Raw genomic sequence first — 21,310 nt, 5'->3', positions numbered from 1 at the left:
CAGGTCACCGCTACTTGCCAGGAAGGGGTGACGACATCGATGTCAGGCACCTCCGCAACCCCAGCACCCGAGCCGGTCACCGCACTGCATCTGGGCTCCGGCGAACCGCTACTCCTCCTGCACGGTGTCCTGCTCTCACCTCACTGCTGGGACCGGGCCGCCACCCTGCTGGCCGCCCGGTGTGAGGTCTTCGCGCCGGCGCTCGGCGGGCACTGGGGCGGGCCGGAATTTCCGGACGGCCGCTATACCGCCGCTACTCTGGCCGACCGGGTCGAAGCACAACTGGACGATCTGGGCTGGCGCACCTGCCATATCGCCGGTAATTCGCTGGGCGGCTGGGTCGGGTTCGAACTGGCGCGCCGCGGCCGGGCCCGCACACTCACCGCGATCGCTCCGGCAGGTGGCTGGCGGACCCCGTCGGTGACGCAGCTCCGCGCCGCCGCCACGATCGCGCCGATGATCCCGATCACCGAAATTCTCCGGAAGCTGAGCAGTTCCCCGGTCGACAACCGGTTCGCGCGCTGGGCGATGGCCCATCTGCTCACCAAGAACACCCGTGCGGTCTCCCGGGCGGATATCTCGGCCGTGCTCCTGGCCGCCCTGAACTGCCCCGCGCTGCCCGCGCTGACTGCCGGCACCTTGCGGGGACCGTCCCTGCCGGATATGTCCGACCTGACCACCCCGGTCCGGGTCATCCTGGCCGATTCCGATCGCGTCCTACCGCCCGCGGCGCACGGCCGGCGGTTCCTGCGTGAGCTGCCGGAGTCGGCGGACCGGATCATGCTGAACGGGGCCGGGCACGTGCCCATGCTGGAGGACCCCGAACGGATCGCCAATCTCGTCGCCGAGCACATCTACGCCAGCCGCGACCATCTGCGAGCTGTGTAGTTCGGCGCCGACTCCGTCGGCGCGGGGTTTCGGCCCCCCTTGGTCCCTGCTTTCCGCACTCGACACTCGCGGCTGCGCCGCATCGCATCGAGCACGGAAAGCAGGGACGGGCCGAAACCTCACAGGGCCTCGTAAGACTCGGCACCGCCGCTGGTCACGCTCGGTCGCCGTGGTTGCTTTGTTGTGCGTAGGCGGAGCGCGTCAGAGTTCTGGGGTGGTGGTTTTCAGAGGCCGAGGATGCCCTTTGCTACGTGGGTGACCTGGATTTCGTTGCTGCCCGCGTAGATCATCAGCGATTTCGCGTCGCGGGCCAGCTGTTCCACCCGGTACTCCGACATATAACCGTTGCCGCCGAACAGCTGCACGGCTTCCATCGCGACCTCGGTCGCCGTCTCGGAGGAATACAGTTTCACCGCGGAGGCTTCCGAAAGGCTCAGCGGTTTACCGGCTTTCCCGCGTTCGATGATGTTGAAGACCATGTTCTGCACATTGATCCGCGCCACCTCCATCTTGGCCAGTTTGAGCTGGATGAGCTGGAAGCGGCCGATCTCCTGACCCCACAGTTTGCGGTTGCGGGCGTACTCGGTGCACAGCCGCAGGCATTCGTTGATCACGCCCAGTGCCATGAAGCCGATGCCGACGCGCTCGGCCACGAAACTGGATTTTGCGCTTTCCCGGCCGTCACCGCCGCGGTGTTCCTCGGTTTCGCCGAGCAACCGGTCGCGGCCGAGGCGGACGTTGTCGAAGAACAGTTCACCGGTCGGTGAGGCGTGCAGGCCCATCTTCTTGAACGGTTTGCCCTGGGTGAGGCCTTCCATCCCCTTGTCCAGGACGAAGGTGAGCACCTTGCGGTCGCGGGCGGGTGTGCCGTCGCCCTCGTCGAGTTTCGCGTATACGACCAGTGTGTCGGCGAAGGGGCCGTTGGTGATGAAGGTTTTCTGCCCGTTGAGGATGTAGTCGTCGCCGTCGCGCCGGACGGAGGTTTTCATACCGCCGAAGGCGTCAGATCCGGAATCCGGTTCGGTGATCGCCCAGCATGCGATCTTGCGGAGGCTGACGATATCGGGCACCCACCGCTCCTGCTGGGCGAGTGTGCCGCGGGAGAGGATCGTGGCGCCGCCGAGGCCGGTGCTCACCCCGAGTGAACTGCACAGACCCATGCATACACCGGAGAGTTCGCTGGTCACGACGGCCATCATGGTCTGCTGATCGAAACCGCCGCCGGAGGAGTCCTTGTCCCCCGAGGCGGGCTTCTCCGCGCCGTCGGCGGCCGCGCGCCGGGCGGCCAGTTGTTTGTTCAGCCCTTCCTCGGCCATCGCGCCGATACCGAAATCCGCGTACAGCTTGCGCAGCACCGGGTAGGGCAGCATTTCCCCGCTGTCCAGTGCGTCGAGGTGCGGGCGTACTTCCTTATCGATGAAAGTCCGGACCGCGTCGCGGACCATCAGATCGGTATCGGACCATTCGAACATCGTCGTCCTCCGTGCAAGCAGCAGCATTACGGCGTAAATCACCGGGCGGATGGATCCGCCTTGTTGACAGCCTGCCAGTTCCGCCGCCCCCGCGCTGAGGTTTCGCCGAGTGCCGACGGTAGAGGCCGAGGGGGACCGACACCCGCGGCGCCGAAGGCACCGCAAATAAACACAGGCCGCCGAGAACACAGCCCTGTTCTCGGCGGCCTGGGAAGGCTACGGCTCCACGAACCGGGTGCGGTACTGCGCATGCACACCGGGTGCCGTGGGGCCGCGGGTTTGTCAGCGCAGCGCGCGCGCCAGGTTGGCGTCGAGCGCGGCGAGGAATTCCTCGGTGGTGAGGTAGCCCTGGTCGCCGCCGACCAGCGCGGCGAGGTCCTTCGTCATCTGGCCGCCCTCCACGGTCTTGATGACCACATCCTCGAGGGTCTGCGCGAAACCGATCACCTCGGGGGTGTTGTCCAGCTTGCCGCGATGTTCGAGACCGCGGGTCCAGGCGAAGATCGACGCGATCGGGTTGGTCGAGGTCGGCTTGCCCTGCTGGTGCTGACGGTAGTGCCGGGTGACGGTGCCGTGCGCGGCCTCCGCCTCACAGGTCTGACCGTCCGGGGTGAGCAGCACCGAGGTCATCAGGCCCAGCGAACCGAAGCCCTGCGCGACGGTATCGGACTGCACATCGCCGTCGTAGTTCTTGCAGGCCCAGACGTAGCCGCCCTCCCATTTCATGGAGGAAGCGACCATATCGTCGATCAGCCGGTGCTCGTAGGTGAGGCCGGCCGCCTCGAACTGGGTCTTGAACTCGGCATCGAACACTTCCTGGAAGGTGTCCTTGAACATGCCGTCGTAGGCCTTCAGGATGGTGTTCTTGGTCGACATGTAGACCGGGTAGTTCTGCTGCAGCCCGTAGTTGAACGAGGCCCGCGCGAAGTCCTCGATGGACTTCTTGAAGTTGTACATACCCATGATGACGCCGCCGTCCTCCGGCATCTTCACGACCTCGTGGACGATCGGCTCGCTGCCGTCCTCCGGGGTGAAGGTGAGGGTGACGGTACCGGCCTGGAAGGCCTTGAAGTCGGTGGCGCGGTACTGATCACCGAAGGCATGGCGGCCGATGATGATCGGCTTGGTCCAGCCGGGGACCAGACGCGGAACATTCGAGATGATGATGGGCGCGCGGAAAATGGTGCCGCCGAGGATGTTGCGGATGGTGCCGTTGGGCGACCGCCACATCTTCTTCAGACCGAATTCCTCGACCCGGGCCTCGTCAGGGGTGATCGTCGCGCATTTGACGCCCACGCCGTGCTCTTTGATGGCGTTCGCGGCGTCGACGGTGACCTGGTCGTCGGTCTTGTCGCGGTACTCGATGCCGAGGTCGTAGTACTCGAGGTTCAGGTCGAGGTACGGGTGGATCAGCTTGTCCTTGATGAACTGCCAGATGATCCGAGTCATCTCGTCGCCGTCGAGTTCTACGACGGTGCCTTCAACCTTGATCTTGGACATGGATCTTCGTGTCCTCCTAAGATGGTGCCCTCATTGCACAACCAGGCGAACACGCTTGTGAGCGGACCCCAGCTGTTCAACAGACAACGTATACATCCCACGTTGTCCACGGGACGTCTGATGTAACCAAGACGAGCGTACTGCTTGTGGTGTTCGCACGGTGCAGCCAGCCCCGGCCGTGAGATCTCCCAGAGTGAATCGCGCCACAAGATTACCTGGTGGCGCCCCATGCCGATTTCGGTCCACCACAGCCCACAGCTACCATGTGGAACAGGTCATGAGTGCCAGCGTCAAGCCCCGGCTCGCTGGCCGGCAACCCTCCAGCTGCGGTGGGGTGCTCCGGGTGATGACCGGGCTTCCGAAAGCCGGGAGCAAGCGCATGTCAGGAGGTCGCCGTTATGTGCCGGTGCTGGTCGCCTCGGCCCTGGCACTCCGTAACGCGGCGAGCAACCCCCTATTCTCTGGAGCACGATATGACCGATGGCAGTATCCCCGCCCACCTCATGACCGCAACTCATATGATTCGGCTATCGCCGCCGATCGCGGCCCAGCGGGCGGAAGCCATCGCGTGAAAGTGAGCACCGACCGGACCACGGCCGTACCCGTGGCGCAGCTACCACCGCCCGACGGCACTGTCGGCGTCATCGAGATCGGCGAGCTCACCCTGGAGAACGGGGCCCGGCTACCGGCGGTCGAACTGGTCGTCCAGCGCTGGGGCGAACTGTCCCCGGCCATGGACAACGTGGTACTGATCGAGCACGCACTGACCGGCGATTCCCATGTGGTGGGCGAACCCGACGCCGAGCATCCGCAGCCCGGATGGTGGAACGGGATGGTCGGGCCGGGCGCACCGATCGACACCGACGAATGGTGTGTGGTCGCCACCAATGTGCTCGGTGGCTGTCAAGGCAGCACCGGCCCCGGATCCCCGGCGCCCGACGGCGCGCCGTGGGGGGCACGTTTTCCCGAGATCTCCATCCGCGACCAGGTGAGTGCCGAGGTGCAACTGTTCGAGCTGCTCGGTATCGACCGCCTGGCCGCGGCGATCGGCGGTTCGATGGGCGGCATGCGGGTCCTCGAGTGGATGCTGTGCGCCCCGGAACGCCTCGCCGCGGCACTGGTCCTCGCCGTCGGCGCCCGCGCGACAGCCGACCAGATCGGCACGCAGACCACCCAGATCGCCGCCATCACCGGTGACCCCGACTGGCAGGGCGGCAACTATCACGGCACCGGCCGGGCGCCGATGGCCGGAATGGGTATCGCCCGGCGGATCGCACATCTCACCTACCGCACCGAGGTCGAGCTGGACAGCCGGTTCGCCAACAGCCCGCAGGCCGGTGAAGACCCCTGGGACGGCGGCCGGTACGCGGTGCAGAGCTATCTCGAATACCAGGCCGAGAAACTGGGCAAACGGTTCGACCCGGCCACCTATGTGCTGCTGAGCGAGGCGATGAACCGGCACGATATCGGCCGCGGCCGCGGCGGGATCGAGGCGGCGATGGCGCGCGCCGAAGTGCCGTGCATCGTGGGCGGTATCGACTCCGACCGGCTGTACCCGCTGCACACCCAACGGGAGCTGGCCGAGGGGCTGGCGGGCTGCCGGCATTTCGAGGTGATCTCGTCCCGCGACGGTCACGATGCCTTCCTCACCGAGGCCGAGGCCATCGGCAAGCTGCTGGTCGAGACGATGGGTCTGGCCCGCACCCACCGCTGACGCGCGGGATCGCCTCCGGCGCGCGGATGGGCCCGCCGGTGGCGGCCCGGCTCATCTCGGGCGCGGCGGTCGTTTCAGCTCACACCGAGCGTGTTGATGGTGGCGGCGAGGAACACGATCACACTGCCCAGCAGAGTCAGCGCGCCCACATCGAACGGTTTGCTGCGTACTGCCAGCAACCCCACGCGGACCGTGGGCAGGCAGAGCCGGAACGCGGCGGCGATCAACGTCGCGCCACCGAAGAAGATGGCGCCGCGCCGCCACCTGTCCTGGGCGACGAAAACCACGGCAACCGCGATCACCGCAACAACCACCACCATCGGCAGATGGCAACGCAGGAACACGGCCAGGCGGCTACCGGTGCCGGGATCGCCCTCGGTCACAGTCTCGGCGTCGGTCACGGTTGCGATTGTTCCAGACGCGGCCGCTCAGGTCTGCGCCACCGGTTCGTACTCCCGGCGGTAGGCCGGAGGATGCCACCCCGAAATCGATCCGGCCCCGGGCTGGGCGGGCACCGGCAGCCGTGCCCTGGTTGACTGGTCGGCTGTGTTCCGATTGATGTTCCACGAACCGCGGATACCGGGTAATACAGGTAATGCGATCCGGCTGGCCGCCGGCACCGGCAGCGAGTTACATCTGATCGAACCGCTCGGCTTCGATCTGTCGGAAGCCAAGCTGCGGCGAGCCGGACTGGACTACCACGACCTGGCCTCGGTAACCGTCCACCCGGACCTGCCCACCGCATGGTCGCGGCTGCGGCCAGAGCGGGTGTATGCGTTCACGACGCGGGCGGGCACCGCGCATACCGATATCGCCTACCGGCCCGGTGACGTGCTTCTCTTCGGTGCCGAGCCGACCGGGCTCCCGGCCGAAGTCCTCGCCGACGACCACCTCACCGAAGAGATTCGCATCCCGATGCTGCCGGGGCGCCGGTCGATGAACCTCGCCAACGCGGCAGCGGTGGCGGTGTACGAAGCGTGGCGTCAGCACGGGTTCCCGGGTGCGGTCTGATCCCGGCCGTACCGGAACAGATCCAGGATCGCGTGATGCCGCTCGAGTGACGCCGGCTGCCCGGATCAGCCGATCTCGAATCTTTTGTGCCGGGCGGTCGCTCCCGCGGTGAGGCGTACCGCGCTCTTGGGGACCCCGAAATAACCGGCGAGCAGTTCGGCAGCGGCCTTGTTCGCTTTTCCCTCGACGGCAGGTGCCCGCACCCACAGCTGCAACGTGCCGTCGGGGAGTTCTTCCACCAGTGGGCCTTTGCGGCTGTTCGGTGTGATCATTGCGTGCACCGTGGTCGCCACGCCGGCCTACTCCCCGGCCGATCCACCGGAATCGCCCGCGGATCCGCCGGACTTGTCCGTGGAACGTACGGACTTGTCCGCTGCCGCGCCGGGCTCGGCCGCCGACGCCGCGGGCCTACCGGCGGTACCGGATTCGTCGGCCGGCGCGGCCGTGGCATCCGGGGTTGCGGTGCGCGCCGATCCCGCAGGGGGTGTGCCCGCGGCGGTGGTGTGGGTTCGACGACGCCGTCCCCGGAAAAGCCCGACGACCGCCGCGACGACCGCGCCGAGCACAGCGAGGAAGCCCAGCCACGGCAGTGCCTGCCCGGCGAACACCACGGCGTTCTTCAACCAGTCGATCAGCGAATTCCATCCGTCGACCACACCGTCCCAGAAGTTGGCGGGCCCGGTATCGCCCTTCTTCTCGGCGGTAGTGCTGATATCGATGGTCAGCGTGGAGAGGGTGATCTGGTCGTCGAGGTAGCGGCGCTGGCCGGTGAGACTGTCGAGTTCGGCCTGCCGGTCGGCGAGGGCTTCTTCGGCAGCGATGAGATCGGCGGTGTTGGCGGCGCGGGCCATCAGATCGCGGAGCCGGTCGACCGAGGCGCGCAGAGCCGTGATCCGGGCATCGAGGTCCTGCCATTGCAGGGTGACGTCGTCACGGTTGGTGCTGATCTCGGTCACCTCGCCGACCTCCCCGAGACCGTCGATGAACGCATCGGTTTCGCCGGCCGGAATCCGGATGACCAGATTCGCGTGCGGATCGTCGTCCTCGGTGCCGGGGTTCTCGGTGCGCTGATCGATGCGCCCGTCCAACCGGACCACGCGGTCGGTCAAGGTCTGCGCGGCGGCGATCGGGTCGCCGGCGGTGAGATCCACCGTTCCCGTGACCACTTCCTTACGGTCGGTGACCTGCGGCCCGTTGTCCGGTGCGGGTGCCTGTTCCCGGGCGGGTGCCTGCTGGATCCGGAACCCCGGGGTCGCGGCGGGTGCGCCACCTTCCATCGATGCCGGCGCATCCGTGGTGGAGTCGGAACCGCCACCACATCCGGTGAGCAGCACCGAACCACACAGGACCACGATCAACACCCCGAGCTTTCGCATGCTGGCAGCGTAATGCGTGTTCCGGGATCCGGTACCCGAACGCCGAGCCGAAACCCCGCGCGCCGAAGGCGCGCCAATTCAACGGAAGTCGCGGGAGCGGGAGCCGATGCGCATATCCAGGTGGCGGAGGTGTTCGGCGTAGATGCTCACCGCGCCTTCGGCGTTCTGTATCCGCCCGCGGATGAGCAGCGCTGTCGCGCCCTGGGCGAGCCGGCGGTAGCGGGTCCACAGACCGGCCGAGCACACCACGTTCACCATGCCGGTTTCGTCTTCCAGGTTCAGGAAGGTGACCCCGCCGGCGGTGGCGGGCCGCTGCCGGTGGGTGACCGCACCGCCGACCAGGACTCGGGTTCCGTCGGGGATCGCGAGCAGGCCGGCGGCCGGGATCACGCCGAGTGCGTCGAGTCGGGGGCGCAGGAATTGGGTGGGGTAGCTGTTCGGTGAGACCCCGGTGGCCCAGACGTCTGCGGCGGCATGTTCGAGGTCGCTCATACCGGGGAGGGCGGGTGTGCTGGTCGAGGCGCCGGTTCCGGGGAGCCGGTCGGCGCGTTCACCCGCGGCCGCGCCGGCCGCCCACAGCGCTTCCCGGCGCGAATATCCCAGACATCCGAGCGCGCCCGCGGTGGCCAGCGATTCCGCTTGCGGCACGGTCATTTCCACGCGTCCGGTGAGGTCGAGGAAAGAGGTGTAGGGGCCGCCTTCTGCACGTGCCGCCACGATTTTGTCCGCGAGGTCCGACCCGATACCGCGTACCGCCGCCAGTCCCAGCCGCACCTCGGTGCCCTGCTGTTCCAGCGTGGCCTCGGCCAGACTGGCATTGATATCCGGGCCGTGTACCGCGACCCCGTGCCGGCGGGCGTCGGCGACCAGTGACTGCGGGGAATAGAAACCCATCGGCTGCGCCCGTAGCAATCCGGCGCAGAACGCCGCGGGGTAGTGCAGTTTGAACCAGGCAGAGTAGAAAACCAGTGCCGCGAAACTCTGTGAATGGCTTTCCGGGAAACCGAAATTCGCGAACGCGAGTAGTTTTTCGTAGATACGGTCGGCGAGTTCGCCGGTTATCCCGTGCAGATCGCGCATACCCTCGTACAACCGGCCGCGTAACCGCTCCATCTTCTCCGGGGAGCGTTTCGATCCCATGGCGCGGCGCAGTTGGTCGGCTTCCACCGGGGTGAATCCGGCGACGTCGACCGCCATCTGCATCAGCTGTTCCTGGAACAGTGGTACGCCGAGAGTTCGTTCGAGCGAGTTCCGCAGCGCCTCGTGCTCGAAGGTGACCTTTTCCACCTTGTTTTTACGACGGATGTACGGATGTACCGAACCGCCCTGAATGGGCCCGGGCCGGATCAGCGCGACCTCGACCACCAGATCGAAGAACTTCTCCGGTTTCAACCGCGGCAGGGTCGCCATCTGCGCACGGGATTCCACCTGGAAAACCCCTACCGAATCCGCGCGGCACAGCATTTCGTACACGGCCGGTTCGGTGAGGTCCAGGGTGTGTAGTTCGACCGTCACCCCGATATGTTCGCGGAGCAGATCGATCATGTAGTGCAGCGCGGAGAGCATCCCCAGCCCGAGCAGGTCGAATTTCACCAAACCCGCTGTCGCGCAATCGTCCTTGTCCCATTGCAGCACACTGCGCCCGGCCATTCGCGCCCATTCCACCGGGCAGACATCGGCGATGGGCCGGTCACAGATCACCATCCCGCCGGAATGGATTCCCAGATGCCGGGGCAGGCCTTCGATATCGGCGGCCAGTTCCAGGACCGGCGCGGGGATATCGGTGCCGGTTTCCGCGCCCACCCCGGTCCACCGGCTCACCTGCCGGCTCCAGGCGTCCTGCTGGCCGGGGGCGAAACCGAGCGCGCGGGCGGCGTCGCGTACCGCGGATTTCCCGCGATAGGTGATCACATTCGCGACCTGCGCCGCATACTCCCGGCCGTATCTGCGATACACGTATTGGATCGCTTCCTCGCGGCGGTCCGATTCGATATCCACATCGATATCGGGCGGCCCGTCCCGCTCCGGGGAAAGGAAACGTTCGAATAGCAGCTTGTTGGCCACCGGGTCGACGTTGGTGATCCCGATGGCGAAGCAGACCGCGGAATTGGCGGCCGAACCTCTTCCCTGGCACAGGATGTCGTGCTCGTGGCAGAACCGCACGATATCGTGCACCACCAGGAAATAGCCGGGGAACCCGAGTTGCTCGATCACGGCGAGTTCGTGTTCGAGCTGCCGGTAGGCGGCCGGGTTCCGGGAGGGTGGTCCGTAACGCCCGGCGGCGCCGCGCAGGGTGAGTTCCCGCAGCCAGGAGTTCTCGTCGTGACCGGCGGGCACATCGAAGGGCGGCAGCTGCGGCGCGATCAGCTTCAGATCGAATGCGCACTCCTGGGCGATCAGTACCGAATTCGATACCGCGGCCGGGAATTCCTCGAAAAGATCGGCCATTTCCGCACCCGAACGCAGATGGGTGCCGCCGGCGGGGGCGAGCCAGCCGGCGAGATCATCGAGGCTGCGCCGGGCCCGGATGGCGGCCAGTGCGGCGGCGCGGCGGCCGCGGGCGGGGGTCGCGAAATGGGCGGCGGTGGTCGCCACCACGGGGATTCCCGCCCGCTTCGCGACCGCGGCGAGTGCGCTGTTGCGTTCGTCGTCGCCCGGCAGTCCGTAGCGGGTGAGTTCCACCGCGACCCGGTCGGCGCCGAAACGCTCGCACAGGTCACGCAGGGCTGCCTCGGTGCGCAGCGGTTGCCCACCGTCCGCGAGGTCCTGTTCCAGTGCCCGCCGCACGCGCCCTTTACGGCAGCCGGTGAGTATCTGCCAGTGCCCGCCGGCCGCCGCGGTGAGCGCGTCGAGGTCGTAGCGCAGGATCCCCTTCTCCCCTGCCGCCATATGCGCCGCCGCGAGTTCCCGGGACAGCCGCCGGTAACCTTCCTGACCGCGTGCCAGCACCAGCAGATGTTCCCCTTCCGGATCCGGGGCGCCGGTACGAGGCGGGGAGTCTGCATTCATCGGACCGATACCCGTGCTCCGCGCTGAATCGGCACCATTGCGAAGCACCGGATCGATACCGCTTCGGGCCCGTACAGACCCGGCCGGGATCGCCGAATCGGTCTGCGGTATACCGGATCCCACGAGGGTGAGTTCCGCCCCGTACACCGTGGGCATACCGTATTCGGCGGCGGCCTCGGCGAACCGCACCACCCCGTAGTAGCCGTTGTGGTCGGTGAGCGCGATCGCCGACAGGCCCAGCCGCGCGGCCTCGGCGACCATCTCCTCCGGCGGCGAGGCACCGTCGAGAAAACTGAACGCCGAATGCGCATGCAGTTCCGCGTAGGGAATCACCGGGCCCGCCGGCCGGATCAGCGGTTCGGCCCGGTACTCACCGCGGCTGCGGCTCCACCCCGGAGCGTCGCCGCCGTCACCGGGTGGCTGCCCGGGTTTCGCGCGACCGGACAGCACCCGCTCCAGCTCCGCCCAGCTGGGTGGCCCGTTACTCCATCCCATACGCCACCTCAGCAGGCCACCCGGTCGGTGGACTCGACGGCCAGCAGGGTCGCGACATGATCCACCCCGGCCCGGATCACTCGCCCGTAGGCGTCGTCGGCGAGGACGCTCGCATGCCCGCGGGCCAGGGCCAGCTGCATCCGTGCCACATCGAAATCGCCGACCAGCCGGTGACTGTCGGCCAGGCTCAGATACAGCGAGGGCAGGAATCCGAGCAGCCCGTCGTCGAGCGGGATACCGGGCACGAATGCCGAGTCGAGCGCCCGGGTGTCCCAGAGCAGCGCCTCCTCGGCCGTGTCCTGGAGATCGGCCAGGTGGTGGGCGATCACGCTACGGTGCAGCGGCTCGCCATCCGTACCGAGCTGATCCCACAGCTTGTGCAGCGCCTGCCGCGCCGCCTCTCGATTCACGCCGCCGAGCCGCACCGCGGCATAGATATCCGCCATCCGATCGTCCGTCATGGGCCTAAGTATCGCACATATGTTCGAACAATGAGAGTTGTATTCGAACCTGTTTTCGAACAGATTCGACCCTGGCGCGCTTTCTTACTTTGGAGTAAGTTCGGGCCGGGATAGACCTGCGACGAGGGGCTGCTGATGAGCGCAAACGGAACCCACCGCGGCAAACGCGACCTCACCGGGCGCCACGTCCTCATCACCGGCGCCTCATCCGGAATCGGCCGGGCGGCGGCGACGGCGGTGGCGGAGAAAGGCGCGGTGGTGCTGCTGGTCGCCCGCCGTGCGGAGGAACTCACCACCGCGGTGGACGAGATCAGGGCCGCTGGTGGCACCGCCTACGGATACCCTTGCGATATCACCGATTCCGCATCGGTCGAGGCGGCACTGGCCGAGATCACCGCCGAACACGGCCACGTGGACATGCTCGTCAACAACGCCGGCCGTTCCATCCGCCGGGCCATCCACCGCTCCACCGACCGGCTACACGATTACGAACGCACCATGGCGGTCAACTACTTCGGCGCACTGCGACTCACGCTGGCCCTGCTCCCGCAGATGCGGGAACGGAAATTCGGCCATATCGTCAACATCAGCAGCGCCGGCGTACAGGTCGCCACCCCGCGGTATTCCGCCTACCTGGCCAGCAAGGCCGCATTGGACAAATTCACCGAGGTGGCGGCCGTGGAGACCATGGCCGACGGGGTCACCTTCACCACCATCCACATGCCGCTGGTCCGCACCCCGATGATCGCCCCCACCGGTAACCAGGGCCCGGCGGAATCACCGGAGTGGGCAGCCGCGACCATTGTCCGGGCCCTGACCGAACGCCCTCGGCGGATCGACGTCCCGGTCGGCACCCTCGGCGAATACGGTGCGCTGTTCGCCCCACGTATCCGCGACCTCGTCCTGCACCGCTACTACCGGATGATTCCCGATTCCCCGGCCGCCCGCGGCGAACAGGCCGAACCACTCCCCCAGTCGCGGCTCACCATGGTGCGCGACGTGGAGACAAGCATTCCCGAAGACGATGAACTCCTCGCGAGCCCGCGCGAATCAGGCCCGCTCACCCGCGTACGTGCGCGAGCGGCGCGGGGCACCGGAACGGTCCTGCGCCGCGCCGCCCGCTGGGTCCCCGGGACCCACTGGTGAACCAGGTGCCGCTGCACCGGCACGGACCTGTCCCCGCGCAGTGACAAAGAAGCCGCGCTCGACGCGGTTCTGGAGTTGATCGCCACCCGCGGCGTAGGCGAAAACGACCCCGCGGCGGGTGGCGGACCGATCCGGCGTCGGTACGGCGACCGATACAGGATGCTGATGACCGCCGCCGAACACTCGAACCGAGCCGGGACCGCCTGCCGACCGCGGCCGGAGCAGCCCACCGGCCGGCCACGGTGGCGAACCGGCGCGACTACCGGGAGGCCGTTGCGCGCGCCCTGCTACTGGGCCTCGCCGACCACCGGGACCTACCGGTCCGCACCGAGCTGATCGCCGACGCACGATTGCCGGGCGGACCGGGCGCGGAGCCCGCGGCCTGCGCCCACCGGAAGTTCCCGTACGGCAACGGGGTGTCAGAGGTCGAAGGTTCGCTGAGCCGGCGGTAACGGCGGGCACGCGGCGGATATCTGTTCGACGAGCTTCCACGGCCGGTCCCCGTCGACCGACGATTTACCGCTGGTCAGGATCCCACCGGAGAGCCCGCGTTCCGGGTCGGCCCAGCCGTACTGGGTGGTGAACCCGCTGCGCCCGAAATGCGCGGTGGTATCGCGGCCGAATTTCGCACGGCGCCCGCCCAATTCGTATCCACCGCGGCTCACCCGCCCGGCCACACCGGGCACCCGTGGCGCGGGCCGCACCATCTCGCGCACGGTATCCGCGCTCATGACCCGGATTCCGTCGAGTTCACCGCCCCGCGCCAGGATCTCGTAGAAACGCGCGAGTTCGGCGGCGGTGGTCACGAGATTTCCCGACGGTAGTTCCGCGGTGAGGAACGCCCGATTGGATTCCCGGTTCACCGCGTCCTTCGCGAATCCGCCGCCGAGCGCCTTACCCGCGACGAACGCGGCGAGCCGCGACGGCGGCGGTCCGGTCTTCACGCTCGGCACCACGGCGTCCACGTCTTCGGGCCGCACGCCGAGATTAGTCCAGCGGAATCCCAGCGGGTCCAGTATCCGTTCGGCCAGATGGTCCCGGATCCGTTTACCGGTGGCCCGCTGCACCAGCAACCGCTGGATCAAACCGCTGGTGAGGGCGTGGTAGACGCGGAAGCGGCCCGGTGGATAACTGGGTTTCAGCGCGGCCAGCCCGCGAAGGGCGAGGTCTTCGTCGAAGGTCATTTCGTGACCGCGGAAGGGCGGAGTCACGAACGGCACCCCGGCGGAATGGGCGAGCACCTGACCGATGGTGATCGCGGCCTTATCGTTCGCTGCGAATTCGGGGATGTAGTCGCTGACCCGGTCGTCGTAGCCGAACGCCCCCTGTTCGATGAGCAGGAACATCACCGCCGCGGAAACCCCCTTCGCGGTGGAGAAACCGCAGAACGGCGATTCGGTGGTGACCGGGATACGTTCCGCGTCCGGCCCGTCGCCCGGCGCATTACCCCAGCCGTGGCCGATCGCCCGGTTCAGCACGATCTTCCCGTTGCGGCGCAGGCATACCTGAATCGCCGGGGTGCCACCGAGCCGGTACCAGTCGCGTACCGACGCCCAGATCGCGGCGATCTCCGTCGCCGCCAGGCCCACTTCGGCAGGGTCGGCTTCCGCGCCGATACAGGTGATGTCGTCCAACTGAGCGGCGACCGGAACCAGGAGCGCGGAATCTGCCTTCACCCGCCCCAGGGTAGCCACGCGGGCCGCGCCGAGAGTGGCCGAATTCGTGCCGTCGCGGGCGCCGCCGGACGCGGCTCACGCCTTTCGCCCCAGGAACCGCGGACGGCACGGTGACCAGCCCGAACAGTATCGTGACGGAGATCACCGAAGGTGGTTACCGATAACTGTGCTCTGATCATGAAAGAAGCAAACGCTTGTTTCCGCCTGTCGAGAGGTGACCATGACGTCCGCGAATACGCGCCTGTCCCGGGCACACGTCTGGCTGCTGGCGCTGTCCTCCATGGCCGTCGCGCTGGTGATCGCCGCGATGGCCGCGCTGTATACGGCACTGCCGGAAATCGCCGCCGATACCGGCGCGAGCCAGCAGCAGCTCACCTGGGTGGTCGACGGATACACCCTCGCGCTGGCCTGTCTCGTCCTGTTCTCCGGCGCACTCGGTGACCGGTACGGCCGCCGGATCATGATGGTGCTCGGGCTGGTCATCTTCGCGGCCGCCTCCGCGATACCGCTGTTCCTGGACGCACCGAACTGGATCATCGCGTCCCGAGCGGTCGCCGGGATCGGCGCCGCACTGGTCATGCCGTCCACGCTGTCGCTGCTGACCGGTGGTTTTCCCGCCGAGAAGCGCGGGGTCGCGGTGGGGCTGTGGGCCGGTGTGGTCAGTGGCGGCGCCGTTATCGGCATTCTCGGCTCCGGCCTACTGCTCCAGATGTGGTCGTGGCAGGCGATCTTCCTCGCGATGACCATCGCCGGCGCCGTCCTCGCGATCGCCGGTTGCACCGTGCCCGAATCGGTCGACGAACTACGTCCGCCGCTGGACTTCTGGGGTGGTATCACCTCGTCCGTTGCCGTCGGAGCCGTTGTGGTCGGGGCGATCGAGGCACCTGTGCGCGGCTGGGCAGACCCCCTGGTTCTCGGTTTGTTCGGCGCCGGAATCATTGCCGCGGTGGGATTCGCGACGGTGGAACTGCGGGTTTCGCATCCGCTGCTGGATGTCCGGTTGTTCGCCGACCGCGGTTTCGGCAGCGGGGCGGTGAGCGTCGGGGTGCAGTTCCTGGTGGCGTTCGGTTACTTCCTGCTGTTCGTCCAGTACATGCAGTTGATCTTCGGTTATTCGCCGCTCATGTCGGCGGTGGCGATGGCGCCGATGATCGCGCCGCTCATCGGTATCTCGATCTTCGCGCCCCGGCTGGCCGAACGTTTCGGCCTGCGACTGCCGACACTCATCGGACTGCTGTGCGTCGGCATCGCACTCATCCTGGTCTCCCGCACCACTGTGGACAGCACCTATATCGACGTCCTGTGGCCGCTGCTGATCCTGAGCACCGGACTCGGCCTGTGCACCGCGCCCGCGACCGCCGCCATCATCAACGGCACGCCGCCGGAGAAGCACGGGGTCGCCTCGGCGGTCAACGATGCCTTCCGGGAGGTCGGTGCGGCCATCGGGATCGCGGTTTCCGGCAGCATCCTGGCGGTCGGCTACTCCGACCGGATCGAGCCGGCCCTGCCCAGCCTGCCCGAGCAGGCACGCGAACCGGTCGGTGATTCACTCGCCGCGGCCCTGCAGGTCACCGAGCAGGCCGGGCCGGTCGCGGCACCGCTCGCGGATTTCGCCAAGGAGGCTTTCGTACACGGAGCCCAGCAGGCCTCGCTGGCCCTCGGTGTACTGACCGTGGTGATGGCGTTCGTGCTGGGTGCGTGGGCGCCCGGCCGGATCCGCAAGACCACCGACACGGTCACGGACGAACAGGTACTCACGAATCGATGAATCGGTGCCGGGCCAGGAGTGGTCCCCTGGCCGGGCCCTGCTCCGGTGCCGAGGAACCGGACGCGCCGAATCCGTGGATCGACCGGCATCACTGGCGAAACCACGCAGAGTTCGGCGCCCGCTTCCGGATCATCTGCCTCCGGACACGGACCCCGTACCCAACAGGTGGTGTCTCGCGAAGTCCTACCTCACCGGTATCTCCGCCGAGTCGGGACTGCCTTCGTTTCCGTGCGACCGAGATGCGGTCTGCACCGGCTCGGCACCATCACTCGCGGGGTCCGCGTCGCCGCTCACCCTGCCTGTTTCGCCGGCCGCCGGTTCCGCGGTCGTCTCCGCGGCTCGCGCCGCCCGGGACTTCTGCCACGCGTAACCGGTGAGCGCGATTGCCACCGCCGCGATCACCACGTAGGCGATCGTGCGCGGCGCGCCCTCGATCTCGAAAGTCTTGAACAGGGTGCGCACGTTCGTCAGCACCAGGACACCGCCGACGCCGGTACCCAGCACCGCCGGCGCCACCCGGCTCACCAGCCAGGCCGCGAGCGGCGCGGCCAGCACACCACCGAGCGCCAGGCCGGCGATGATCAGCAGATTGTCGAAGAATTCCGAGCCCAGACCGAGCAGGAATCCCACACTGGCCGACGCCGAGACGATGAACTCCGAGGCGCTCACCGTACCGATCACCCGGCGGGGCGCGGCCCGACCGGTGGTCAGCAGCGTACTGGTGGTGACCGGCCCCCAGCCGCCACCGCCGCTGGCATCGATGAAACCGCCGAACAAGCCGAGCGGGGTCAGGAATTTCGCGGAATGCGCGGCCTTCTCCGAAGCGGCGATCTCCAGCGGCGGCCGGGACGAGAACCGGACGACCAGGAAGACGCCGATCGCCAGCAGGATTCCCGCGGTCACCGGTTCGGCGGCCTCGGTGGAGATCCGGGAGAGCACGGTCGCGCCGAGGAAGGCGCCGACACCGCCGGGGACGCCCAGTCGCAGCACCATCTTCCAGTCGACATTGCCGAACCGCCAGTGCGAGATACCCGACGCCAGCGTGGTCGCGACCTCCGCGAAATGCACCGCGGCGCTCGCGTGCGCGGCACCCGTACCGCTGAGCACGAGCAGTGTCGTCGCGGTGACGCCGAAGGCCATCCCGAGCGTGCCGTCGACGATCTGCGCGCCGATACCCACAAGGGTGAAAACAAGTAACTTGATCATGACGGTGTGCTCCCGAACCTGGACCGGAGTTCGAGGTTACGGCGCCCGAGCCGCCGTGACACCGGTTGCGATCACCGTGAACACAACCCCTCCGGAACGATATAACCGCAGGTCACAGCACATTCGGAAATAATCGTTCGGCGAGCTCTCCCACTCCTGGTAAGACTGGCCGGTGCCTGCCCGAACCTGCCGCCGGATAATCCTCCGGGACCGGCCCGTCGCCGGAATCACCGCCACCACCTTCGCCACGCGGACCGTCCCCCGGCCGGAGCCGGCCGACGGTGAGGCGCTGATCGAGGTGTTCTGGCTCGGTATCGACGCCACCCAGCGCACCTGGCTCAATCCCGGACCGACCTATACCCGGCCGGTGGATATCGGTGCCGTGATGCGTGGCAGCGGGGTGGGCCGCGTCGTCGAATCCCGCAACCCCGACCTACCGGAGGGGCAGTGGGTCTACGGCGAACTCGGCTGGCAGGAGTACACCCTCGCCCGCACCAGCGGCCTGTTCGGTGTGAATCCCGTACCGCCGGGGATCGAACCCCGCCATATGCTGACGGTTTTCGGGGTCAGCGGGCTGACCGCCTACATCGGGGTGAACGAGGTGCTGCGGGTCGCGGCGGGCGATTCCGTCCTGGTCACCGGTGCAGCCGGCAGTGTCGGCTCGTTCGCCGGGCAGATCGCCCGGCTGGCCGGCGCGAGAGTGATCGGTACCGCCGGGTCGGCCCGGAAGACCGGCTGGGTACGCGATACCGCCCGGTTCGACGCCTGCCTGAACTACCGCACCGACGATATCCCGGCCGGGTTACGCGAATTCGCGCCGGAAGGCCTCACCGCGGTCTTCGACAATATCGGCGGCGTCCTGCTGGAACAGGCGCTCGACAATCTGGCCGTACATGCCCGGATCGCCCTGTGCGGCTCCATCTCCTCCGGCTATACCGCCGGCGGTTACGGAACGGGTCCGGCCAACTACATGCAGCTGGCATTCCGCCGGGCCCGGATGGAGGGCTTCCTCTTCTTCGACCATCCCGAATCCTTCCCGGCGGCTTTGGCCCGGCTGGCCGGGTGGGTTTCCGCCGGCGAACTGCACTGGGCCGAAGATATCGTCGACGGCCTGGAGAACGCCCCGGTCGCGCTGCAGCGGTTGTTCGACGGGGCGAACCTCGGCAAACAGCTGGTCCGGGTGCGACCGGCCGAATAGTCCCACCTCGATATCGCCGGCGCCGGCAGCGCCCGCGCTCCGGCACTTCGATAGCCATCCGCCGGCATTTGAGACCCACACCACAGTCGTTGGGTGCGCGGACTGTAATGTCACTGAACCGTGCCTGACTTCGGTGTACGTGCTGAACGAAAGACGACGTTGTGCTGGGCCGCCGCGACCGTTCTCGGGGTGCTCGCCGGGTATGCCGCGGTACTGCTCGCCAACTCCCGGCACTTCTATACCGACGACACCGAGGCCCAGTACGTTCCCCTCTGGCTGGACGTCGGGCGGCGCCTGCGTGCGGGCGAATTCCCGGGTATCGCACCGGAGCAGTGGATGTCCGGGAACTTCCTCATCGAGGGCCAGGCCAGTGTGTTCAACCCACCGCAGCTGCTGGTCGCGGTGCTGGCGCCGTCGTTCGACAACCTCGTCGTGCTGGCCACCCTGGTCAAGCTCGCGTATTCGATCGTTCTCGCACTCGGTGTATTCCGGGTGTGCCTGGCGTACCGGGCGTATCCCGCCTGGGCGGCGGTTGCGGGTGTCGCGTTCTGCTTTTCCGGATGGCTGCTGTTCCTGGACCAGGCGAGCTGGGTGCTCGGTCTCGCCGGTACGGCATGGCTGACGCATGCGTGGGCCTCCGGCGTGCGCTACGCACGCGGCCGCAGCGGCCCGATTCCGGTGTTCGTATTCCTGTTCTTCGCGATCACCCTCGGATATGTCTGGCCCGGTGTCGAATCCGCGCTCGTGATCGTCGCCGTCGCTGCCGGGGAGTGGGTGTATCAGCGCACGCCGTGGCCGTCGGTACGGCTGCTGATGGCGGCGGGATGCGCCGGCGCAGCAGGTCTCATGACCTACCTGCCCGCAATACTTTCGGCCGAAGTGACCTGGCGGACCGCCGACGACATGATCAACAACGACGGTTTCATGACCGTGCCGTGGTCGGAATCGCTGAATGCGAGCCTGCCCAGCACATTACCGTCGTTCAACTCGTGGTTCGGCCTGATCCAACCGCTTCCGATCGTCTATATCGCCTGGTTCCTGATTCCGGCGCTGGCCTTCATCGATTGGAAGACGGCCGCGCAAACGTTGCGGCAGTCCGCCGGGGCGGTGATCTTCGCCGGTATCGCATTGATGTGGACCGCGGGCCCGGCCGCCTTCGGTCCACTGCGGTGGCCGGCGCGGGTACTACCGATGCTCGCGCTGGCGCTGCTGGTGCTGTGCTGTGTCCTGCTGAGCCGCCACGGCACCCTCACGAATTGGCGCACGCGGTTCGGGGTGGCCGGGGTGCTGGTGCTGATGCTGCTGGTGCGGTCGGTGTCGTCGGCGCCGAGTGACCGCATCTGGACGCATATCGGGGCAGCCGCGGTCGTGGTGCTGCTGGGTATCGCGGTCGTACTGGTGTTCACGAAATGGGGCCGGGCCGCGGCGTGCACAGCGCTGCTGGTCACCATCGCCCCGATCGCGTACTACCAGGTGGACAGCACGTATCCGCACCCGATGGCGTGGAACCTGCCCGGAAGCCGCTCCGCGGCGCAGGCGCTGTTCCCGGACTTCGACGGCACAACCCTGCAACTCGGCAACAGTTCGATCTTCCCGGGCGACGCCAAAGATCTCACCGGCGTCTACAGTTCGCTGGTCGTCGGCCTCTATGCCGCGGATCTCGGACTCGACTACGTCAACGGCTACACCCCGATCGGGCACCGCGCGTTCTCGGAACGCACCTGTATGCGCTGGGAGGGCAGCACCTGCCCGGCGGCCTTCGACAAGATCTTCGCCCCGGAACCGGTGACCGGGGAACCACTGGTCGACCTGATGAAGGTCGACCGGATCACGCTGATGCGACTGGTCTATCCGGACGCCCGCGACAACCCGCCCCCGCCCGGCTGGCACTGGGTGAACTACCCGCCGAACGATAAATGGATCTGGGTCCTGGAACGCGATACCGGCCCGGTCTCCACGGTGGACGGCCGAATCGCGCACACCGAGGGTGTCGACGCGGTCTCGGTCTCGGAAACCGACAACACCAGTACCGTGCGGGTCTCGTCGGAACAGGGCGGGCGGATCACCTTCGCGCGCCTGGACTGGCCGGGCTACCGGGCCACGCTCGACGGTCGCGAGCACGACTACGTTGCCCTCGACGACATATTCGTCACGGTGGAGATACCGGCGGGCACCGAAAACGCCGAACTCGAGATCACGTGGCGGCCGCCGGGTATGCAGCTGGGAATTGCCGGCTTCGTACTCGGTCTCATCGGTATCGGTGCGCTGCACCTGCTCTACATTCGCCACCGGTCACGGTCCCGAACCGAGAACTCGCCTCCGGAACCCGGACCGCTCGCTCCGGAACCGGCGGAACAGACGGAATCATTCGCCCGCGTGTGAAACGATCC

The 21,310-nt window shown here is 67.4% G+C and carries 17 protein-coding genes and 1 riboswitch; of the genes, 8 read left to right on the top strand and 9 right to left on the bottom strand.

What is annotated here, in order from left to right:
• The first annotated feature begins 39 nt into the window (after window positions 1-39).
• Window positions 40-888, top strand: a complete 849-nt coding sequence (gene ephH / locus ON22_RS04470) for an epoxide hydrolase EphH (protein ID WP_043739834.1) — start codon at window positions 40-42, stop codon at window positions 886-888.
• Between the two features lie 224 nt (window positions 889-1,112).
• Here ephH and ON22_RS04465 read toward each other — a convergent pair whose 3' ends face one another.
• Window positions 1,113-2,360, bottom strand: coding sequence for an acyl-CoA dehydrogenase family protein (locus tag ON22_RS04465; protein ID WP_033244326.1), 1,248 nt, complete (start codon window positions 2,358-2,360; stop codon window positions 1,113-1,115).
• Window positions 2,361-2,642: 282 nt separating this feature from the next.
• Window positions 2,643-3,860 carry an NADP-dependent isocitrate dehydrogenase gene (locus tag ON22_RS04460; protein ID WP_033244325.1) on the bottom strand — a complete coding sequence of 406 codons (1,218 nt, stop codon included), beginning with the start codon at window positions 3,858-3,860 and terminating at the stop codon, window positions 2,643-2,645.
• A 273-nt stretch (window positions 3,861-4,133) separates the two neighbouring features.
• Window positions 4,134-4,244: riboswitch (SAM riboswitch) on the top strand.
• Between the two features lie 184 nt (window positions 4,245-4,428).
• Between ON22_RS04460 and metX the strand changes: the two genes are divergently transcribed.
• Window positions 4,429-5,574: a homoserine O-acetyltransferase MetX gene (gene metX, locus ON22_RS04455; RefSeq protein ID WP_231508574.1), complete on the top strand. Its 1,146-nt coding sequence runs from the start codon at window positions 4,429-4,431 to the stop codon at window positions 5,572-5,574.
• Window positions 5,575-5,648: 74 nt separating this feature from the next.
• Here metX and ON22_RS04450 read toward each other — a convergent pair whose 3' ends face one another.
• Window positions 5,649-5,894: a DUF3017 domain-containing protein gene (locus tag ON22_RS04450; RefSeq protein WP_051157170.1), complete on the bottom strand. Its 246-nt coding sequence runs from the start codon at window positions 5,892-5,894 to the stop codon at window positions 5,649-5,651.
• Window positions 5,895-6,120: 226 nt separating this feature from the next.
• Between ON22_RS04450 and ON22_RS04445 the strand changes: the two genes are divergently transcribed.
• Window positions 6,121-6,585 carry a tRNA (cytidine(34)-2'-O)-methyltransferase gene (locus tag ON22_RS04445; protein WP_081595322.1) on the top strand — a complete coding sequence of 155 codons (465 nt, stop codon included), beginning with the start codon at window positions 6,121-6,123 and terminating at the stop codon, window positions 6,583-6,585.
• A gap of 65 nt (window positions 6,586-6,650) precedes the next feature.
• Here ON22_RS04445 and ON22_RS04440 read toward each other — a convergent pair whose 3' ends face one another.
• The 4 genes from ON22_RS04440 to ON22_RS04425 all read right to left on the bottom strand — a co-directional run bounded on the left by ON22_RS04440 (window position 6,651) and on the right by ON22_RS04425 (window position 11,926).
• Entirely contained in the window at window positions 6,651-6,857 is a 207-nt protein-coding gene (locus tag ON22_RS04440; RefSeq protein WP_033244647.1) for a DUF167 domain-containing protein, read from the bottom strand.
• Window positions 6,858-6,884: 27 nt separating this feature from the next.
• Window positions 6,885-7,961: a DUF4349 domain-containing protein gene (locus tag ON22_RS04435; protein ID WP_051157151.1), complete on the bottom strand. Its 1,077-nt coding sequence runs from the start codon at window positions 7,959-7,961 to the stop codon at window positions 6,885-6,887.
• Between the two features lie 78 nt (window positions 7,962-8,039).
• A complete protein-coding gene (locus tag ON22_RS04430; protein WP_033244323.1) occupies window positions 8,040-11,465 on the bottom strand; it encodes an error-prone DNA polymerase in 3,426 nt (1,141 codons plus the stop codon).
• An 8-nt stretch (window positions 11,466-11,473) separates the two neighbouring features.
• The gene (locus ON22_RS04425; RefSeq protein WP_033244322.1) at window positions 11,474-11,926 is read right to left on the bottom strand and encodes a hypothetical protein; all 453 of its coding nucleotides are present in this window, start codon (window positions 11,924-11,926) and stop codon (window positions 11,474-11,476) included.
• Between the two features lie 135 nt (window positions 11,927-12,061).
• On the opposite strand from ON22_RS04425, the gene ON22_RS04420 reads away from it, so the two are divergent.
• Together ON22_RS04420 and ON22_RS04415 are read left to right on the top strand one after the other, a co-directional pair.
• Window positions 12,062-13,072, top strand: coding sequence for an SDR family NAD(P)-dependent oxidoreductase (locus tag ON22_RS04420; protein WP_033244321.1), 1,011 nt, complete (start codon window positions 12,062-12,064; stop codon window positions 13,070-13,072).
• Window positions 13,073-13,314: 242 nt separating this feature from the next.
• Window positions 13,315-13,524, top strand: a complete 210-nt coding sequence (locus ON22_RS04415) for a hypothetical protein (RefSeq protein WP_033244320.1) — start codon at window positions 13,315-13,317, stop codon at window positions 13,522-13,524.
• On the opposite strand, the gene ON22_RS04410 is transcribed toward ON22_RS04415, so the two are convergent.
• Window positions 13,492-14,748, bottom strand: a complete 1,257-nt coding sequence (locus ON22_RS04410) for a serine hydrolase (RefSeq protein WP_033244645.1) — start codon at window positions 14,746-14,748, stop codon at window positions 13,492-13,494. The genes ON22_RS04415 and ON22_RS04410 overlap by 33 nt on opposite strands.
• 220 nt (window positions 14,749-14,968) lie before the next feature.
• On the opposite strand from ON22_RS04410, the gene ON22_RS04405 reads away from it, so the two are divergent.
• Window positions 14,969-16,516, top strand: coding sequence for an MFS transporter (locus ON22_RS04405; protein WP_033244319.1), 1,548 nt, complete (start codon window positions 14,969-14,971; stop codon window positions 16,514-16,516).
• A gap of 183 nt (window positions 16,517-16,699) precedes the next feature.
• Here ON22_RS04405 and ON22_RS04400 read toward each other — a convergent pair whose 3' ends face one another.
• Window positions 16,700-17,722 carry a sulfite exporter TauE/SafE family protein gene (locus ON22_RS04400; RefSeq protein ID WP_063820532.1) on the bottom strand — a complete coding sequence of 341 codons (1,023 nt, stop codon included), beginning with the start codon at window positions 17,720-17,722 and terminating at the stop codon, window positions 16,700-16,702.
• A 172-nt stretch (window positions 17,723-17,894) separates the two neighbouring features.
• Between ON22_RS04400 and ON22_RS04395 the strand changes: the two genes are divergently transcribed.
• Together ON22_RS04395 and ON22_RS04390 are read left to right on the top strand one after the other, a co-directional pair.
• Entirely contained in the window at window positions 17,895-18,920 is a 1,026-nt protein-coding gene (locus ON22_RS04395; protein WP_033244318.1) for an NADP-dependent oxidoreductase, read from the top strand.
• Window positions 18,921-19,040: 120 nt separating this feature from the next.
• Window positions 19,041-21,302, top strand: coding sequence for a hypothetical protein (locus ON22_RS04390; protein WP_156052303.1), 2,262 nt, complete (start codon window positions 19,041-19,043; stop codon window positions 21,300-21,302).
• Window positions 21,303-21,310: the final 8 nt, after the last annotated feature.

The sequence above is a fragment of the Nocardia carnea NBRC 14403 genome (assembly GCF_000308515.1).
GTDB lineage: Bacteria > Actinomycetota > Actinomycetes > Mycobacteriales > Mycobacteriaceae > Nocardia > Nocardia carnea.
Note: the sequence above shows the minus strand (reverse complement) of the source record. Positions and strands in the feature narration are given on the sequence as shown.

What these genes read in the sequence shown, in the direction of transcription:
- ON22_RS04465 (WP_033244326.1), bottom strand. Translation starts at nt 2,360, where the DNA reads ATGTTCGAATGGTCCGATACCGATCTGATGGTCCGCGACGCGGTCCGG.
- ON22_RS04435 (WP_051157151.1), bottom strand. Translation starts at nt 7,961, where the DNA reads ATGCGAAAGCTCGGGGTGTTGATCGTGGTCCTGTGTGGTTCGGTGCTG.
- ON22_RS04405 (WP_033244319.1), top strand. Translation starts at nt 14,969, where the DNA reads ATGACGTCCGCGAATACGCGCCTGTCCCGGGCACACGTCTGGCTGCTG.
- ephH (WP_043739834.1), top strand. Translation starts at nt 40, where the DNA reads ATGTCAGGCACCTCCGCAACCCCAGCACCCGAGCCGGTCACCGCACTG.
- ON22_RS04400 (WP_063820532.1), bottom strand. Translation starts at nt 17,722, where the DNA reads ATGATCAAGTTACTTGTTTTCACCCTTGTGGGTATCGGCGCGCAGATC.
- ON22_RS04425 (WP_033244322.1), bottom strand. Translation starts at nt 11,926, where the DNA reads ATGACGGACGATCGGATGGCGGATATCTATGCCGCGGTGCGGCTCGGC.
- ON22_RS04440 (WP_033244647.1), bottom strand. Translation starts at nt 6,857, where the DNA reads ATGATCACACCGAACAGCCGCAAAGGCCCACTGGTGGAAGAACTCCCC.
- ON22_RS04430 (WP_033244323.1), bottom strand. Translation starts at nt 11,465, where the DNA reads ATGGGATGGAGTAACGGGCCACCCAGCTGGGCGGAGCTGGAGCGGGTG.
- ON22_RS04460 (WP_033244325.1), bottom strand. Translation starts at nt 3,860, where the DNA reads ATGTCCAAGATCAAGGTTGAAGGCACCGTCGTAGAACTCGACGGCGAC.
- ON22_RS04420 (WP_033244321.1), top strand. Translation starts at nt 12,062, where the DNA reads ATGAGCGCAAACGGAACCCACCGCGGCAAACGCGACCTCACCGGGCGC.
- ON22_RS04450 (WP_051157170.1), bottom strand. Translation starts at nt 5,894, where the DNA reads ATGGTGGTGGTTGTTGCGGTGATCGCGGTTGCCGTGGTTTTCGTCGCC.